The sequence below is a fragment of the Maritimimonas sp. 2205BS37-2 genome (assembly GCF_056591755.1).
Genome location: NZ_JBWQOI010000001.1, coordinates 465,717 through 483,054, shown reverse-complemented (window position 1 = coordinate 483,054; position 17,338 = coordinate 465,717). Strand labels below are relative to the sequence as shown.

At 33.7% G+C, this 17,338-nt stretch carries 19 protein-coding genes and 1 pseudogene; 3 read left to right on the top strand and 17 right to left on the bottom strand.

What is annotated here, in order from left to right:
* Nucleotides 1–4: 4 nt before the first annotated feature.
* The 15 genes and pseudogenes from AC1EUU_RS02170 to flxA all read right to left on the bottom strand — a co-directional run bounded on the left by AC1EUU_RS02170 (nucleotide 5) and on the right by flxA (nucleotide 12,635).
* Nucleotides 5–453: pseudogene (locus AC1EUU_RS02170) on the bottom strand (acyl-CoA thioesterase).
* Entirely contained in the window at nucleotides 428–1,711 is a 1,284-nt protein-coding gene (locus tag AC1EUU_RS02165; RefSeq protein ID WP_480199738.1) for an ABC transporter permease, read from the bottom strand. The pseudogene AC1EUU_RS02170 and the gene AC1EUU_RS02165 overlap by 26 nt, the downstream one beginning before the upstream one ends.
* Complete coding sequence (locus AC1EUU_RS02160) at nucleotides 1,704–2,459, bottom strand: ABC transporter ATP-binding protein (RefSeq protein WP_480199737.1); 756 nt, start codon at nucleotides 2,457–2,459, stop codon at nucleotides 1,704–1,706. The genes AC1EUU_RS02165 and AC1EUU_RS02160 overlap by 8 nt, the downstream gene beginning before the upstream one ends.
* 3 nt (nucleotides 2,460–2,462) lie before the next feature.
* Nucleotides 2,463–3,458 (bottom strand): BtrH-related acyltransferase DarH, encoded by a 996-nt coding sequence (gene darH, locus AC1EUU_RS02155; protein WP_480199736.1) that lies wholly within the window; start codon nucleotides 3,456–3,458, stop codon nucleotides 2,463–2,465.
* Entirely contained in the window at nucleotides 3,458–3,862 is a 405-nt protein-coding gene (gene DarG, locus AC1EUU_RS02150) for a flexirubin biosynthesis protein DarG (RefSeq protein ID WP_480199735.1), read from the bottom strand. Before DarG ends, darH begins: the two co-directional genes overlap by 1 nt.
* Nucleotide 3,863: 1 nt before the next feature.
* The gene (locus AC1EUU_RS02145; protein WP_480199734.1) at nucleotides 3,864–4,319 is read right to left on the bottom strand and encodes a hotdog family protein; all 456 of its coding nucleotides are present in this window, start codon (nucleotides 4,317–4,319) and stop codon (nucleotides 3,864–3,866) included.
* Nucleotides 4,320–4,754, bottom strand: coding sequence for a hotdog family protein (locus AC1EUU_RS02140; RefSeq protein ID WP_480199733.1), 435 nt, complete (start codon nucleotides 4,752–4,754; stop codon nucleotides 4,320–4,322). It lies immediately after the preceding gene.
* Nucleotides 4,755–5,888, bottom strand: a complete 1,134-nt coding sequence (gene darB / locus AC1EUU_RS02135) for a dialkylresorcinol biosynthesis protein DarB (RefSeq protein ID WP_480199732.1) — start codon at nucleotides 5,886–5,888, stop codon at nucleotides 4,755–4,757.
* A gap of 9 nt (nucleotides 5,889–5,897) precedes the next feature.
* Nucleotides 5,898–6,824: an NADPH-dependent FMN reductase family protein gene (locus AC1EUU_RS02130; protein ID WP_480199731.1), complete on the bottom strand. Its 927-nt coding sequence runs from the start codon at nucleotides 6,822–6,824 to the stop codon at nucleotides 5,898–5,900.
* Complete coding sequence (locus AC1EUU_RS02125; RefSeq protein ID WP_480199730.1) at nucleotides 6,821–7,708, bottom strand: LpxL/LpxP family acyltransferase; 888 nt, start codon at nucleotides 7,706–7,708, stop codon at nucleotides 6,821–6,823. Before AC1EUU_RS02125 ends, AC1EUU_RS02130 begins: the two co-directional genes overlap by 4 nt.
* Before the next feature lie 3 nt (nucleotides 7,709–7,711).
* A complete protein-coding gene (locus AC1EUU_RS02120; RefSeq protein WP_480199729.1) occupies nucleotides 7,712–7,966 on the bottom strand; it encodes an acyl carrier protein in 255 nt (84 codons plus the stop codon).
* 13 nt (nucleotides 7,967–7,979) lie between these two features.
* The gene (locus AC1EUU_RS02115) at nucleotides 7,980–9,197 is read right to left on the bottom strand and encodes a beta-ketoacyl-[acyl-carrier-protein] synthase family protein (RefSeq protein WP_480199728.1); all 1,218 of its coding nucleotides are present in this window, start codon (nucleotides 9,195–9,197) and stop codon (nucleotides 7,980–7,982) included.
* Between the two features lie 15 nt (nucleotides 9,198–9,212).
* Nucleotides 9,213–9,944 (bottom strand): flexirubin biosynthesis SDR family reductase FlxB, encoded by a 732-nt coding sequence (flxB, locus tag AC1EUU_RS02110; protein ID WP_480199727.1) that lies wholly within the window; start codon nucleotides 9,942–9,944, stop codon nucleotides 9,213–9,215.
* Nucleotides 9,945–9,951: 7 nt separating this feature from the next.
* Entirely contained in the window at nucleotides 9,952–11,091 is a 1,140-nt protein-coding gene (locus AC1EUU_RS02105; protein WP_480199726.1) for a WG repeat-containing protein, read from the bottom strand.
* Nucleotides 11,092–11,105: 14 nt separating this feature from the next.
* Complete coding sequence (flxA, locus tag AC1EUU_RS02100; protein ID WP_480199725.1) at nucleotides 11,106–12,635, bottom strand: flexirubin biosynthesis tyrosine ammonia-lyase FlxA; 1,530 nt, start codon at nucleotides 12,633–12,635, stop codon at nucleotides 11,106–11,108.
* Nucleotides 12,636–12,738: 103 nt separating this feature from the next.
* Here flxA and AC1EUU_RS02095 point away from each other — a divergent pair, with 103 nt between their 5' ends.
* A complete protein-coding gene (locus AC1EUU_RS02095; RefSeq protein ID WP_480199724.1) occupies nucleotides 12,739–13,992 on the top strand; it encodes an NAD(P)/FAD-dependent oxidoreductase in 1,254 nt (417 codons plus the stop codon).
* A gap of 38 nt (nucleotides 13,993–14,030) precedes the next feature.
* On the opposite strand, the gene AC1EUU_RS02090 is transcribed toward AC1EUU_RS02095, so the two are convergent.
* Together AC1EUU_RS02090 and AC1EUU_RS02085 are read right to left on the bottom strand one after the other, a co-directional pair.
* The gene (locus AC1EUU_RS02090) at nucleotides 14,031–14,639 is read right to left on the bottom strand and encodes a hypothetical protein (RefSeq protein WP_480199723.1); all 609 of its coding nucleotides are present in this window, start codon (nucleotides 14,637–14,639) and stop codon (nucleotides 14,031–14,033) included.
* Between the two features lie 100 nt (nucleotides 14,640–14,739).
* Nucleotides 14,740–15,345, bottom strand: coding sequence for a hypothetical protein (locus tag AC1EUU_RS02085; protein WP_480199722.1), 606 nt, complete (start codon nucleotides 15,343–15,345; stop codon nucleotides 14,740–14,742).
* 101 nt (nucleotides 15,346–15,446) lie between these two features.
* Between AC1EUU_RS02085 and kynU the strand changes: the two genes are divergently transcribed.
* Nucleotides 15,447–16,724, top strand: a complete 1,278-nt coding sequence (gene kynU, locus AC1EUU_RS02080; protein ID WP_480199721.1) for a kynureninase — start codon at nucleotides 15,447–15,449, stop codon at nucleotides 16,722–16,724.
* Nucleotides 16,724–17,338, top strand: a complete 615-nt coding sequence (locus AC1EUU_RS02075) for an FMN-binding negative transcriptional regulator (protein ID WP_480199720.1) — start codon at nucleotides 16,724–16,726, stop codon at nucleotides 17,336–17,338. Before kynU ends, AC1EUU_RS02075 begins: the two co-directional genes overlap by 1 nt.

Here is a 17,338-nt window from a genome sequence, read left to right as displayed (position 1 = left end):
ATAGTTAAGTAAGTAAGCCTACCTTCTTTTTCCAGTCTTCAAAAAATTTAGGTGCGGTTAACGATAGCTCTCCATTATCATCAACAAATACTTGTACAGTTTCTCCAGTACAGACTACGTCTCCTTGGGGATTAAAAATCTTATATTGAAAGATCATTTTAGCTGCAGGAGAATCTACAAACGTAGTTTCAATTTTGGCAATTTCACCATATTTTAAAGGTAGTTTATGCTCGCAAACAGATTTTACAATAGGAGTGGCATACCCATTTGCTTTAACATCCAAATAAGAAATACCGTGTGCCCTTCCAAAAGCTTCTCTACCATCTTCAAAGTAGGTAATATAATTACCGTGCCAAACGATTCCTAATGGATCAGTTTCATTGAAACGTACTCGTATATCTGATTGAAATTCTAGTCTACTCATTCTTTAAACCGCTCTTTTCTTTTTATCATATAAAATTGATACCGTAACTGTAGCTAAAAAAAATAAAAGTAACAAACTCATCTCTGGAAGTATGTCAACAATATTTCCGCTACGTAAAAAAACATCATAAAAAGCACTTAAACCCCAATTCATTGGAGAAAAATTTGATAGTATTTGCATGAATTTGGGCATCATAAATACGGGCACCCATATGCCGCCAATGGCAGCAAGGATAACAACAGATGTTGCTCCAAACGGTGCAGATTGTTCTGGCGTGGTGGCTATCGTACCTAATAAAATACCAAATCCTATGGCAGCTAAGCCTGAAAATAAAGCTACCATTATTAAGGTCAAAAATCCAGAACCAATTTCTAAGGCTGGCAACCCTAAATAGGGTAATAAGTAAATACCAACAGCCAACATTAAGAAGAATTGAATCATACACACTGTCAAATAAACCAATACTTTTCCGCCAAGTACGATACTATAAGAAACAGGATTGGTTCTTAAACGCACAAAAGTACCTTGATTTTTTTCTTTAACGATATTAATTGATAATGGAATTACTATAAAAAATATGGCAAAAAGTGTCCAAGCAGGAACATTATGCTGAGTTGAGTTTGGGATAATTTCTTCCTTTCCTTCTTTAGGATTAATCTCCTTAAATGAGATAAGATTTTTTTCTTCAAAAACTGAATTTTCAGCACTATTATCTTCTCCTAAACCTTCTTGAAAGGCTTTATAAATAGATTTGGATTCTATTTTTGCAATCATTTTATCAACATTATTCAAGATTGCATTTTTAAATGTACTTTGAATCGCCGGATCAAAATAGAGCTTAATTTCTTTTTTAGGGATATCCTCTAACATCAAAGTATCACTTTCAACTCCAAATTCGGCAAGAATCTTTGATACATTTTGATCAATTTTTTTCTGGAGATCTCTACTGGTATTTTCGGGTAAAATAACCGCAAATTTATAAGCCCCCTTTAACACAGCTGTTTTCGCAGCTTCTTCTGTAAGTGTTTTGTTATTAACGCGAGTAACCAATTCAAAAGCATCACTATTATTTAAATTGTTATAGATGGTTTTTGATAAATCACCTCGATCATTATCAACAAAAAGGATTGGGATTTTAGTATTCTTTATTGCTTTAAACGAGCTATCCTGAATTAACGTAATAGTAATAATTAGAACTAAAGGCATAATAAAAAGAATGATCAAGCCTCCCAAATCTCGAGATAGCAGTAACATTTCTTTATATGTAGACCTTAATAATTTACGCATAGTCTCTTAATGCTGCTCCGGTTAAAGAGATAAATACATCTTCTAAGTTATAAGCATCTCTTGTACTTTCAATTAGATTTTTAGGAGTACCTGTAGATATGATAGATCCCTTATCAATAATGGATACATTCGTGCAAAAATCTTGCGCTTCTGTTAAATGATGAGATGTATAAATAATCGTTGTTCCATCATTATTTAATCGTTCTAGATGTTCAATAATAACATTTTTAGATTGCACATCTACTCCTACCGTTGGCTCATCGAGAAATAAAATTTTCGGATTATGCAATAAGCCAGCAATAAGATTTACTCTCCGTTTCATGCCTCCAGAAAAAGTCTTGATTTTTTTATTGGAGAAGTTTGCTAGTCCTAATTGTTCTAAACTTTGATTAACTACTTCTTTGAGTTTAGTTCCATTCAAATTATACATCCCTCCAAAATACATTAGGTTTTCGTAGGCTGTAAGTGTTGGGTACAAAGCATATTCTTGAGGTACAACTCCTATTGATTGCTTAATTGTTGTGCTTTGATTCTTAAACGACATTCCGTTGATTAAAATAGAACCCGAAGTTGGTTTAAGCAATCCACAGAGCATCGATATTAATGTTGTTTTACCAGCTCCATTTGGGCCCAGTAATCCATATATTTCTCCTTTACTTATGGTAAGATTTAGTTGATGAATAGAATACTCATTACTCCCTTTGTACTTTTTAGATAGATTTTCTATGTTGATAACAAAAGGGGTCATTAACTAAACTGTTTTCTTTAGCTTTTTAAAGAACTGCTCTTCTTTATCTGCAAGTACCGCCAGTTTGTCGGCAACTTTATTATAGGCATCTATTTGCGAACTTCTATTTTTATAAATTCTTGAAGCATCTATTGCAAAATCACGCCATAAATCACCAATTTGAGTAATTTCTATAGATAATTCTTTTAGCTCTGGTTTATTTAAGATGGTAGCTGCCTCTTGTAGAAAAGCTCCATAAATAAACCTAAAGCCACCACCACCAGTACCAATCTCCTCTTGCATTCTAACGATTTGGCCTAAATAGTGATTTGCAATCTTTGTTCCTTTTTTAATTGGCCATTTTCTAATTAGTCCTGCAACCAAACGAATTCCTTTAACTCCAACAAAAGGAACCGGTGCCAACATATCTCTACATGTTTGCTTTATACCTTTTACTATAGCTTTCTTTAAATCAATACTTTCTGGAAAATGTATCGGGTAATACATATGTCCTTTTGGTGCAAATGCTCCTTTGGCAAAACGTACTCTCTGCAATTCTTTTTCAGATAAGGAAGTAACTTCTTCCATCACAGGATCACTTATCAAATATCTATCGTCTTCCTTTCCATATACCACCATATTATGTGCATTGAAATGAAAGCGATATTCATCAGGGAAATAAGTGAGATTATAAACTCCAACTTGTAAACCAACAGGATTATTATTCTTTAATTCATTATCTAAAGCTAGCTGCGCCTTTTGCTCATTCTTAAACTTGTAGCGCTTTATTTTTATACTGGTTCTTTTAGTAAACCGCTTAAAGATAAATCCAGGCATCGGCCGAAAACTTATCGCAGGTGCGTGATTTACTTTTAAAAAAGGAATGTACACAAAAAATAAACCCGAACCAATTCCAAATACCAATGGTTCACTAATATCATGACCATTATGCTTTAATAAATTTGATACCGTACCATTCTCACAATGTGCAGACTGATGATGTTTGAAATCTATCTTCATTAATTATCCTCTAATTGTTTTAGTTGCTCAATAGAAATATCAAAAACATTGGCATATTTAATTAAAATCTTCTTGCTTAATCTCTTAAAAACTTTTGGTTTGAAGTGTCTTTTTACCCTCCATTTCCACATTCCAACATAACTCGCCAAGACTGTAAGATCCATACGATTCACCTCCATATAATACTCAATTGGACTAGTTTCTTTGTTTAGCACTCGCTGTTTTGCTATGGCAACTCTTTCATTTATATCTTCAAGTGCTTTTGTTAAAGCAATGGTTTTTGGTTCCCATCCAGTACTTAAGCCAGTGGTATAATTACCATTTTCATCAACAGCATAGCATAACTCCTTGATATTTTTAGATGCCAGTTTACTTTTATCTTGAGGTATATCTTTCTTTTTCATACTATGCTTCTTGAATAAACAAATTCATTTCACATGCTGCCAATAACTCAGCATTATTTTCTATAGTACATTTAATGGTACAAATACTATAAGATTCTGTATCGAATCTTGAAACTAAATTGGCTTTTGTATTTATTACCTGTCCTTCATGTGGCAACTTATGAATTTGAACAGACTTAATTGCACTAATAAAACCAACTAATTTATTTCTTTCTCCTTGAAGGTCATCTTCATCAAAATAACTTCTACCAACAATCGCTGAACACGTTTGGGCAGCATTTTCTATCAGCCCAGCTTCAGCAAGTTGATTATCTTCTTTTAAAAAAATGCAATCTGGCTTAATCTCAAATTCAGATTCAACTGAATCTAAGCATACATTAAACATAGCATCAACCATTAGCATCGGTGCACGATGTGGTAAAAAATTCTTGATATCTATGTAATCTATATCTTTCAATTATGCTGCTAGTACTGTTTTCAATTCACCATTGGCAATTTCTTTTCCGTTTAAAGCTACGGAAACTGTTACCAAAGTAACTCCCATTATTTCATGTAAAATAGAAGCTGTGGTTATTATTTCATCATTGAGTTTGGGAAGCTTGAATATTTCACATTTCTTGATGGATCCGATATACCCTGTCGGTGCTGGTTTGTTTTTTATAAAAAATTGACTTCCCGTATGTAAAGCTACCGTTTGAGCCATATGTTCAATAAGTCCCGGCTCCGTAAATTCTTTATCTTTTGTAAAAATATTTTCGGAAGTTATGGTAAGAGCTGCAACCATTTTACTTTCAGAAAAGTCAACCAATTTATCTACCATCACAAACGGCTCTTTCTGCGGAATTAGTTCCTTTATCTGTACTTCTCTAAGCTTCTCTATTTGTAAATTCATTTAGCAAACGGTCAAATAAGCATAGGCATACGAAAAACGAGCGCTCTCTGGAACCGAAAGTAATATCTTATCACCCTTTTTGAGTTTACCTGAATTCATTAATTCTTCTAACATTATATAAATCGAAGCTGCCCCAACATTGCCTACTTTATCTAAATTCATAAACCAATTATCCCATGAAATCTCCACATTTTGAGCTTTCATTTCGTCATATAGGCGCTCTTTGAAATAATAGGAAGATATATGTGGTAAATAGTACGTAATTTCGGAAGCATCTACACCATGCTTACTAATCGCTCTTTTCAAGCTATCAACTCCTTTTACTAAAATATGATCACCTAGTAGTTTAACATCTTGTTTCATGGCGAATAAAGACTGTTCACTCCAAACATGAGAAGGGTATTCACTCCAGGGTTTCAATTGTCCGTCTTCTAATTTTTCTCCTCCGGCGTACATACATGCTTCAATTTCATGTGCATACGAGAACCCTTCCATCCATTCAATTTTTAAAGGAAGATTTCCTTTTGGTTCATTTTCGAGAAGCATTGCTCCTGCTCCATCAGAGAGCATCCAGCGCAAGAATTCTTTATTAAACGCAATTATTGGTTGCTCATTAAGCTCTTTTAAATGATTTACTTCGTCTTCAAAAGTATTTGACATCATCCATGAAGAAGTACGTTCAGAACCTGTACAAACAGCATTTGATACTTGGTTAGCCTTTATTGCTAAATAACCATATTTAAGCGCATTCATTCCAGAGCAACAAGCACCAGATGGTGAATTAATCTCTACATTACCATTCTTTAAAAAACCATGAACCATTGCAGCATGCGAAGGTAAAATTTGATCAGGGCTAGAAGTACCACATGATAGTAATTCTATATTTTCTTTCGAAAAATTCGTATCTAGAAGTGACTCAATTGCCTCTTTAGCCAATTGGGCATTATTATGTGTTATTTTACCATTTTCATCAATGGCATAATATCTATTTTTAATCTGGTTATTGCGTAAAACAATTCTCCTGGCTTTCGAAGATTTTCCATCAACAAACCCTAATTTCTCTTCCATTTCATCATTTGAAACAGGATCATTGGGCAAAAATTTGGAAACTCTCGTTATATAAACGTCGCTCATCTTTGGTCTCTACTTCTTTTGGTTTATAGACGAATAATATTTTTTCTCTTTTTTAATCTTGCCAATCATAGGCAGATAAGTCAACAAAAATACGATAAAAACTATAGGAGCAATCATCCAAATAGCAAATAATAGATAATTCTTGAAAACTTTTATCCATCCTCTGCGCTTTTTATCTCCTGGGCCTCCTTTTTTAATAATGAAATTTGCCCATTTACTAAATAACACATTTGCTCTTTTATCAACTAAAACTAAGAAAGGTTTAATTTTTACAGCTCCGTTTTTCACCAAAGTAGATTGTAAATCTGTAAAGTTATTTTTCAGTAGGCTTTTTAGAATTGGGGCTCCGAATTTAGTCGATCCGTTAATATCTTTGTCTGAAACTCCTGGCTTCGGGAAAATACCAAGATAGCGTTCTTTTTTACCGCTAAACATCCATTTGGAAATTGTAATAACACTGATATGATTAATATGACGGTCTGCTAAAACAATGTTTCCAACCAATTTTGCACTATTATCATTCAACAAGCGCTTCATTTTTTCTTGTGCTTGTATCCACATATTTCTACAACCAATAACAGTTATTACAGGCGTGTCCTTTAAAACCTTCTTGGCGATATCAGATTTTAAAAAAGAATTGATAGGAATCGACGGGGTTAAATACCACACTTGATAAGCCATAATAATCAAATCATATTTCTTATCTAAAATATTGGTATTTGGCTCTTTAAGTTTGCATGGAATTTGCAGAAAAGATTCTGGAAAGCTATCAAAGAACTCTTCTCTTTTCCAAGGAAAATTAAAAGGCTTTAAAGGTTGTATTTGATAATAGGAAATTGAAACCTCATTGGATACTTCTAAAGCATTTGTTACATTTTTAGCAATCTCTAAAAGCTGGCCAGACTGTGTATAATAAACAACAAGAACGTTTTTCATTGTTTGGGATTTAATTCATCCCAAAAATCGAAATAATTAAACCATTGCAAAGGGTATTTCCGTAAAATTTTTTCAATACTCTCTGTATAGTTCTTTAACAAGCCTTTTTCATCTCTTTTTTTAACAGTTGCCATTCTGGTATACAGATGATAATGCTTACGGGTTTCTTTCATAACATATACAAATGCTACCGGAACTTTTAAACGGGAAGCTAATAAAAATGGTCCGGCTGGAAACTTAGCCTCTTTACCTAGTAGTTTTTCAGATAAGTAACGTGTTTCTTCAAAGTAGCGATCTCCTGTAAAGCAAATGAGTTCGTTATTACTTAATGCGGTATTAATCTCAAAAATATGTGACAGGTCTTCTTTAATAAAAATAGATTTTACAGTAGACCTATTGGTTACACTTTCTAGGTATTCTTTAATTTCGCTACGTTCGCCATCGGTAGTAACAATATTAATTTGAGAGTTAATATCAATTTCCTTGAAAAAGAATTCTGCTATTTCAAAATTCCCTACGTGGGCACTAATAAGAATTCCTCCTTGCCCATTCTTAAGCAATTCTTTCAGTTTCTCAATTCCATCAAACTCATAAGTGAATTTATTTCTTAGGCCTGAAGAAATAGCTACCTTATCTATAATCGTTTGGCCAAACTTATAATAGCTTTTATAAACTTTTAAATAGCTTTTTAAAGGTCCATATTTTAAGCGTTTATTGAAATAAGTAAAGGAAGCCTGAGTGCCTTCTCTTGAGAAGAATAAAAAGTAAAATGCTACAAAATATAAAATAAAATAAGCTGACCACAGGCCAACTTTTTTTATGCTGAAGACAAATATTCTATATCCTAAAACAGTACCTCTAGACTTTCCTTCCCATTGAGCCATTCGTTATACTGTATGTGCATCCAACTTATTTTCAATAAGGTCGTAAAAATTTTGTAGGGTTTTAATATTAATAAAATCTTCACCAGCTAGTTTAATACCAAAGTTAGAGTCTATGGCAACAACTAAATCAACAAAATCTAAGCTATCTAACTCTAAGGTTTCTTTTAAATCAGCTTCTGGTTTAATATCTTCTGCCTCTACTTCAAATTCATCAATTAAAAAATCATTAATTTTTTCGATGATCTCTTCTTTCTTCATATTCTTTAAATAATTATAACTTTTTTATGATTAACGCTGAATTTGTACCTCCAAATCCAAAAGAATTTGACAAAAATACATCAATTTTTTTATCTATAGTTTTTGTAGCAATATTTAATTTAGATGATGCCTCATCACATTTTTTTAAATTTATATTAGGTGCTATAAATGAGTGTTGCATCATAAGCATCGAATAGATCACTTCACTGGCACCGGCCATCCAACATTCATGACCAGTCATAGATTTTGTTGAGCTCACAAAGGGGCCATTTTCTCCAAAAACATTAAATATAGCCCGTGCTTCATTGGCATCTCCTACTGGAGTTGAAGTAGCATGTGCATTAACATAATCGATATCTGAAACATTGACCTTAGCTTCGGCCACTGCTTTCAACATTGCTTTTGTTGGTCCTTCTGCTGTTGGAGTAGAAATATGATCTCCATTTGATGAAAATCCATAACCAATAATTTCTCCAAGAATTGGCGCACCACGATTAACAGCAGATTCATAGCTTTCTAAAACTAAAGTCGCTCCACCTCCACTTGGTACAAGTCCGTCTCTACGCTCATCGAATGGGCATGAAGCTTTGGTAGGTGAATCTTCTTTAGCTGAAAATACACCTAAACCATCAAAACTACCCATAGCCTCTTTATTAATTTCTTGCGCCCCACCGCAAATAATCATTTCTTGCAGGCCACTTTTAATTAAATGATAGGCCATTCCTATAGAATGAGAGCCACTCGCACATGCAGCACTTATTGTAAAATTAACACCCGTAAGTTTAAAAATCGTAGAAAGATTCATCGTTACAGTAGAGTTCATCGCTTTAAATATAGCTCCAGACCCAACCATAGTTGTATCTTTCTTTTCTCTCACCTTATCTACAGATTCCATTACAGATTGAGCAGTACTATCATTACCATAGATAATACCAACTTCATTATTTTCTAAAAACTCTTGATCTATAGCTGCATTTTTTAGCGCCTCAATAGTGGCCACATAAGCATATTGCGTTTCCTGCCCCATACTTACTCGCTGTCTTCTCGAAAGCTCTTTCTTTAAATTTGGTTCTTCGACCATTCCTGTTAAAGCAGAACGGTATCCAAACTCTTTTCGGTCTTCATCGAAAACAATACCAGATTTACCCTTGTATAAAGAATCTTTAACTTCTTCAAGATTCTTACCAATGCAAGAGTAAATACCCATTCCTGTAATTACTACTCTTTTCATGCTCAAATTAATGATCTATGAGTAAATACCTCCATTTATATTAATTACTTCACCTGTTATGTACGAAGCCTTCTTAGAAGCTAAAAACGAAACAAGATCGGCCACTTCATCTGCATCACCAAATCTATTAACAGGTATCATTTTCTTCAATTCCTTTTCATCAAGGTCATTCGTCATATCAGTTTTTATAAAACCAGGTGCAACGGCATTTACTGTAATCTTTCGCTTTGCTACTTCTTGTGCCAATGCTTTTGTTGCAGCAACAATGGCTCCTTTGGCTGCAGAATAGTTTGTTTGTCCCGGAGTTCCTTTTACTCCAGAAACTGAGACCATATTTATAATTCTACCGTACCTATTACTAAGCATTTTTTGAATTAAATGGTTCGTTACATTGAAAAAACCATTTAAACTGGTGTTTATTACATTATGCCAATCTTCAGCCGGCATCCACATAAATAAGCCGTCTTTAGTAATACCGGCATTATTAACTATTACCTCAATTAAGGCATTTTCGTTTGCCTTCATCCATTTATCCAAAGCCGCTCTAACACTGTTAGCATTTACCACATTGAACTGAATAATTTCAGCACTCCCTCCTTTTTCATCAACCAGCTTTAATGTTTCTTCTGCCGCCGCCTTATTAGAATTATAATTGATTAAAATATGATAATCTGAGTCTTCTGCTAACTTTACACAAACCGCTCTACCAATCCCTCTTGAGCCACCGGTTACTAACGCACACTTCATTCAGTACTTATTTTATATTTACAAATGGCTCTGCATTCTGGAACCATGTATTTCCTAATAGATTCCCTTTAGTATCTATAAAGCCCCATTTTTTATCAAGGCTCACTCTGGCTAATCCATTAATAAATCCTTTTTGATTATTTTTTTTAAACAGCGAACCAAAGTCCCCAGCTGTAATTTTATACTTGTCTTCTATAACCTGTTCACCTTTAGTATTGATAAAACCCCAATATTTAGAAACTCTAACCGGCGCTAAGCCATCTGCACTAAATAATTCTGCATCTTTATATTGTTCTGGGATCACCATATCTCCTTGAGTATTTATATAACCCCAAGATTTTCCATTGGTAGAAACCGGCGCTAAACCTTGCGAAAAAGCTCTTGCTTTTTTGTATTTAGGTTGAATTACCCACTCACCTTTTCTATTGATAAACCCTGCTTTTTTACTTTCATCATTGGCGTATGTTAATTCTTGTCCATCTCGAAAATCCCAAATTCGCATTGCGCTCTCGACTGGTTTAAATTCTCCATTGATAATTAGCCCATGTGTTTCCCCTTTTTTTGCTCTAATGACACCTTGAGACAAATCACCCAATTCGGTATATACAGGATCAATAATCAACTTACCATTTGTATCTATTAATCCCCAAGATTCATCCTTTTTAACCTTAGCATAGCCATTTCTAAATTTTAAAATTTTGATGTAAGTAGGTTCTAAAACTATTTCACCTTTGGCATTAATTAAACCAATAAGGTCATTCACTCTAAGATAAGCTAATCCATCATGAAAATCAAAAACCCTTTGGCTATCAGGCATTTTAATCTCTTCTCCTTTTTTATTGATATAGAACCATCTCTTATCAATTAAAACTACGGCGATACCGCTGTCAAATCTCTTAGCTCTATCATATTGAGGTGAAATTACAATTTGACCTGTGGCATCAATAAATCCCCATTTATTGCCATCAAAAAAAGCTGCCATTCCATCAGAAAAGTTTGACGCTTTCTCATAAACAGGTTTGATATGCCAAGATCCATCGTCTTTGATATACCCAAACTTTTTATCTTGTCTTACTAAAGCAATATTTTGTGACATCAAAGGTTGCAATAGCATAATAGTTACCAGAAATAACAATATCTTTTTCATAATATATAAGGAGTTTAATTAGACTCGGTACTCATTAAATACGATTTAACCGCATTTACATATGGATACATCACTACATCTTCCTTAAACGCAGGTACTATATTTCTAATAGCATCAAACATAGTTTTGGTCTTTGAAGATACCTTGTCTTGAAATCCTAAATATTCGATAGCCTGAATTACCGTAATCATTTCTATAGCAACTACCTCGTACGAATTTTCGATAACTTTTTTTGTAAGCAATGCCGCATTCGTTCCCATGCTTACAATATCTTGATTATCATTATTATTTGGTATACTATGCACATACATAGGATTAGATAAGGTCTGATTTTCAGCTGTTGTAGAAGTTGCTGTAAACTGAACCCCCTGCATTCCAAAATTAAGTCCTAATGTGCCTAAATTTACAAATGGAGGTAAAATATCATTAAGCTTTGAATTCAATAAATAATTCAATTGACGTTCAGCTAACATAGACATCTTAGTAACAACAATCTTTAATTTATCCATTTCTAAAGATACGTAATCTCCATGAAAATTACCACCGTGATACACATGTTGTTTATCAACATTTACAATAGGATTATCATTCGCAGAATTTACTTCTTCTATTAAGATTCTATCAATAGTATTTAAGGTGTCAAGAACCGGTCCTAAGATTTGAGGAACACATCTTAACGAATAATATTCTTGAACTTTTTCTTTAAATACAGGGCTATTAGCATTACCGTTATATAGGTATTGCTCTCTAGAGCGAACGAGCGTACTATCGTTAAGATGTTCCCTCATTTGCTTCGCTATTTGTTGCTGGCCAATGTGCCTTTTAGCATGATTCAATTCATAAGATAAATGATCATCATAAGCTTGAACGATTTCATTTATTGCTGCAGAGCAACTTATAACCCAGTTCAATAAACGTCTTGTGTATATTGCATTAACAATACCAATTCCTGTCATTACAGACGTTCCGTTCATCAATGCCAGTCCCTCTCTCAATTCAACACTTATTGGCTTTAAGCCTTCAAGCTCAAACACGTCTTTTGTAGCTCGTCTTTCTCCTTTATAAAACACCTCACCTTCACCAATTAGAACCAAAGCCAAGTGCGCCAATTGAACTAAATCGCCACTAGCACCAACGCCACCATGCTCGTAAATCAATGGAAAAATATCTTTGTTTATAAGTGTTGTCATAAGCTCAATTACCGACCTATGTACACCTGAATTCCCTAAACTTAAAGTATTTAATCGAGCTAACATTGCAGATTTCACATAAGCTGGAGGCAAAGGATTACCAGAGCCTGAGGCATGACTTCTTATTAAATTATATTGTAATTTAATTCGATCATCATCTTTAATTTTGTATTGAGCCATTGGCCCAAAACCTGTATTAACCCCGTATATAATTTTATTTTCAGAGAAACCCTTTAAAAAATCGAAGCTATTTTCAACTCTCTTGAGTAAATCATCATCTAGAGTTACTTGATTCTTTTTAAAAATTACCTCATAAAAATCTTGCAAATTTAACTCTCCGTTCAGTTTGAGCATTTTTTTATCACTTTTATAGCCTAAAGTTTTAATAAATAATTTGATTTTAGTTATTTTGAGCCCGCAAATTTAACGTTTTTTGCCTTAACTTTCGCAACAAATTATGACTAGGAAAAATATCGATGTTTTAGTAATTGGCGCTGGACCCTCTGGTTGTGTTGCTGCTGCTTATTTACATAAACAAGGATTTTCTGTTCAAGTTGTTGAAAAATCTAAATTTCCTCGTTTTGTTATCGGCGAAAGTTTATTACCTAAATCCATGGAACATTTCCAGGAGGTTGATCTTGTTGATTGTTTAAATAAACAGGGTTTTGAGAAAAAGCACGGCGCACGATTCCTAAGAAAGGACCAGGTCTGTAATTTCGAATTTGATAAAAAGTTTACTGAAGGCTGGAATTGGACTTGGCAGGTTCCTAGAGCAGATTTTGATAAAACATTAGCTGATGAGATTGAACGAAGAGGCGTCAATATTGCTTTTGAGTGGGAAGTTATAGATGTCACTTTTGAAGGCACAACGTCAAAAACAACGGTAAAGAATAAGGCAGGCAAGGAAGAAGTTTTAGATGCCAAGTTCATTATTGATTCTAGCGGTTATGGGCGTGTTTTACCCAGACTACTTGGGTTAGATAAACCCTCTGAATTGCCGAAGCATTCGTCAATATTCACACACGTAGAAGATAGCAACAGACCTCAAGGAAAAGAAGGAACCATTATTACTTTCGATATTGTTAAAACCAAAGTCTGGTTATGGGTTATTCCTTTCTCAAATGGTAAGACTAGTTTAGGCTTTGTAGGTCCAACAGATTTCATTGAATCTTTTGAAGGAGATACTACAAAGGTTTTTTCTGAACTTTTAAAACTTTCTGATTATTATTATGAACGTTTTAAAAATACAGAGCCTCTCTTTGAACCTATTAAAATCAAAAACTTTTCTAAATCTGTTAAACAACTCTATGGTCCGGGCTATGCTTTAACTGGAAATAGTTCAGAGTTTTTAGATCCAGTTTTTTCATCGGGCGTTGCCTTTGCCACTGAATCTGGTTTATTAGCGGCTAAGCTTGCTGCTAGACAACTAAATGGAGAAGCTATTGACTGGGAAACCGATTACACCAAGCATATCAAAAAAGGAGTATGTGTTTTTGGCTCTTATGTGAAAGAATGGTACACTGGTAATCTTCATAAATTATTCTTTCACCAACCAGAGAATCCCGAAATTAAAGAGAAAATTTGTGCTGTATTGGCCGGATATGTTTGGGATGATAACAATCCATTTGTTAGAAAACACCATAGAGCCATTGCTTCCATGGCGCATTTAATCGATCTTGAAATTGAACAACAAAAAAAAGCTGCTAAATAAATAATTAACAGCTTTTCCTAAGTTTATTAGATTTAGAATTAAAATGCCTTTTTTAAGATAATTTTGGCTAGCGTTTTTCCGGTTTTTGCATACCCTTCACCTAAGCGACTTTCATTGCTATAATTATTACCCCATTGATCTCCTGGTGCATTTTTACTAGTTATTTCAACTAACACATTGTCTCTATTCGCCGTTTCTACAAATTTAAGATTTGTCGTTACTTTAGCTGGTTGCTTCATAATGCCCGCATCCCATCCTGGGTAAAGCCATACTGTTTCAACTATAAGCGTGTACTTAGCATCTTTCAAGTTTTCGGCAAAATAAATCTCTCCTTTTTTTGCTATATATTTATTAACTAATTCTAAAAATTTTGGATGCCATATAAATTCCTTACTCGAATTCCATTTTTTCTTCCAAGCTTCTCCTTTACCCCTAGATTTTTTCTCCAGATCATTAAAACGTTTTTCTACATATTCATCATTCGACATCTTTTCCTTCATCAATTTCATATTGTCGTATACAAATTCTACATTGATCTCTTTTTGATCCTTAATAAAATCAAAATCCCCTTCAACAATCTTTATTTTTTGAGAATATCCTAATGTTACCGATAATATAAGAATAAATACTAATGACGCTCTTTTCATATATTGATTTTTAGATTAATAGTTTAATTCAAATATAAATATAAAATTTATGAGTTTGTTTAAATGAATTATTTTCTTAATAATTTTATTCTAGCGTAAGTTACTTCTTTTTTAAAGTTTTCTTTTTTAAGAATTTCGCAAAAGCTTTCGCCAAAACTCCATAGCTATTCGCGATACGCACACCTCCGTTAAAATCACTTTTCCCTTGATATACTTTGATTAGTTGTGTTGAAAATATTACGTTTTCGGGGTTTTTCGTTTCATAAATTTCAATAATAGCATGTAGCTTTGACTCTTCCCACCACACTCCAATATTATATCCTGGGTAAATCATCTTGCTATGAACCTTCATAGTATACTTAGCACTTGTATTATTTTTATATACTTTAATCTTACGCTTCATAATAAAGTAACCATTAAAATGATCTACAAAATAAGGTTCATATAAATCTTTACGGTCTTTAAACCAGCTTTCTTTAAAACGCTTCCCTAATCCAGGCTCTTTAGCTTCTCTTTTCTTCATTTTATCTTCTAAAAAAGCATTCTCTGAGTCATAACCTGGTATTTCTAAGTTCGAATAATCAAATACTATATTATAATTACTAATGCCGTTAAGGACCGTTAGGTCACCCTCAAATATTTTTATTTTTTGAGCTTGGGATAGTATTGATACTAAAATAAAGCCAAGTAATAATACCTTCTTCATTCTTTAAATGGTTGTTTTATCATTCTTAATACAAACATCATCAAAATATTTATAAATATCATGTCTATAATTCCTAAATTTGTGAATCTAGTAAAACTTTTATGACACAAATTTCTACCGTGTTTGAAACCGGCCTTGCCTTTGCAGAAGAATTAGATGCTCAAGACCCACTAAAAGAGTATCGTGATCAATTTCACATACCAAAAGATGCTAATGGTGAAGATTGGCTTTATTTTACAGGAAATTCACTCGGACTTCAACCTAAAACAACACAAGCCTATATTCAACAAGAATTAGATGATTGGGCAAAATTTGGTGTTGAAGGGCATTTTGAAGCAAAGAATCCCTGGATGCCCTATCATGAGTTTCTTACCAATAGCATGGCTAAGATAGTAGGAGCTAAACCTATTGAAGTGGTTATTATGAATACCCTAACCACAAACCTGCACCTCTTAATGGTCTCTTTTTATCAACCAACACCAACAAAGTACAAGATCGTTATTGAGAGTGATGCTTTTCCTTCTGATCGTTATGCGGTGGAGTCTCAATTGCAATATCATGGATTTGATCCCAATGATGGACTGATTGAATGGAAGCCACGAGCCGGTGAAGAGTTGTTACATATTGAAGACTTAGAAGAAATTTTAGAGCAACAAGGCGATGAAATTGCTTTGTTACTTATTGGCGGTGTCAATTATTATACAGGGCAATATTTCGATCTTAATCGAATTGCTGAGATAGGCCACTCGAAAAATTGTATGGTGGGTATTGACCTCGCTCATGGCGCCGGGAATATTCAACCAAATTTACATGATTCTAATGTTGACTTTGCCGCTTGGTGTACTTATAAATACCTAAATTCTGGCCCTGGTAGCTTGGCAGGATTGTTTGTGCATGAAAAACATGCGCATACTAAAGATCTGCCTCGTTTTTCAGGATGGTGGAATCACAATAAGGAAACACGTTTTAATATGCGCCAACCTTTTGATGTGATGCCCGGAGCTGAAGGATGGCAATTAAGCAATCCTCCAATTTTATCTATGGCTGCTATAAGAGCTTCTTTAGACTTATTTAATAAGGTGGGTATGGAAGCACTTCGTAAAAAATCATTGTTACTAACAGGATATTTTGAATTTTTAATAAATCAAGTTGATACGGCAAGTATAAAAATTATTACACCATCGAATCCTGAAGAACGTGGTTGTCAACTCTCTATTCAGGTGCAGAATGCCGATAAAACCTTACATAATAAGCTAATGGAAGCGCATGTAATTACAGACTGGCGAGAACCAGATGTTATTCGTTGTGCTCCAGTTCCACTATATAATTCGTTTACAGATGTTTATAAAATGGTGGAGATATTAAAGTCTATGCTATAATGTATATCCCAAAACATTATCACAACGAAAATTTGTCTGACATAAAAGAATTTATTCAGCATAATAGTTTTGGAATTCTTATTAGTCACAATGATGGTAAACCATTGGCAACACATATCCCTTTAGAACTTTCTACCAATACTTCGGGAAAAGATATTCTACAAGGACATGTTTCGAAGGGTAACCCACATTGGAAGCATTTTAATGAAAATACTGAAGTTTTATGCATATTTAATGGCCCGCATAGTTATATATCTTCCTCTTGGTATGATTTTGAAGAAGTTCCAACATGGAATTATGTAGCCGTTCATGTGTATGGAAAGATTAAAATTATTGAAGGTGAAGCTCTATATGATTCATTAAAACATCTTATGGATAAGTATGAACAATTATCTGAAAATCCAATAAAAATTGAAAACCTTTCTAAAAGGACAATGAATCAAATTAGAGGAATTGTTGGTTTTGAAATTGAAATAAGCGATATTCAGGCCGCATATAAACTATCGCAAACACATACTGATAAAAATTATAAAAATATCATTTCAGAGCTAGAAAAAAGCAATAACCCCGGAGCAGCTTCGATAGCTAAAGAAATGAAAAAACAAAGGTCTTAA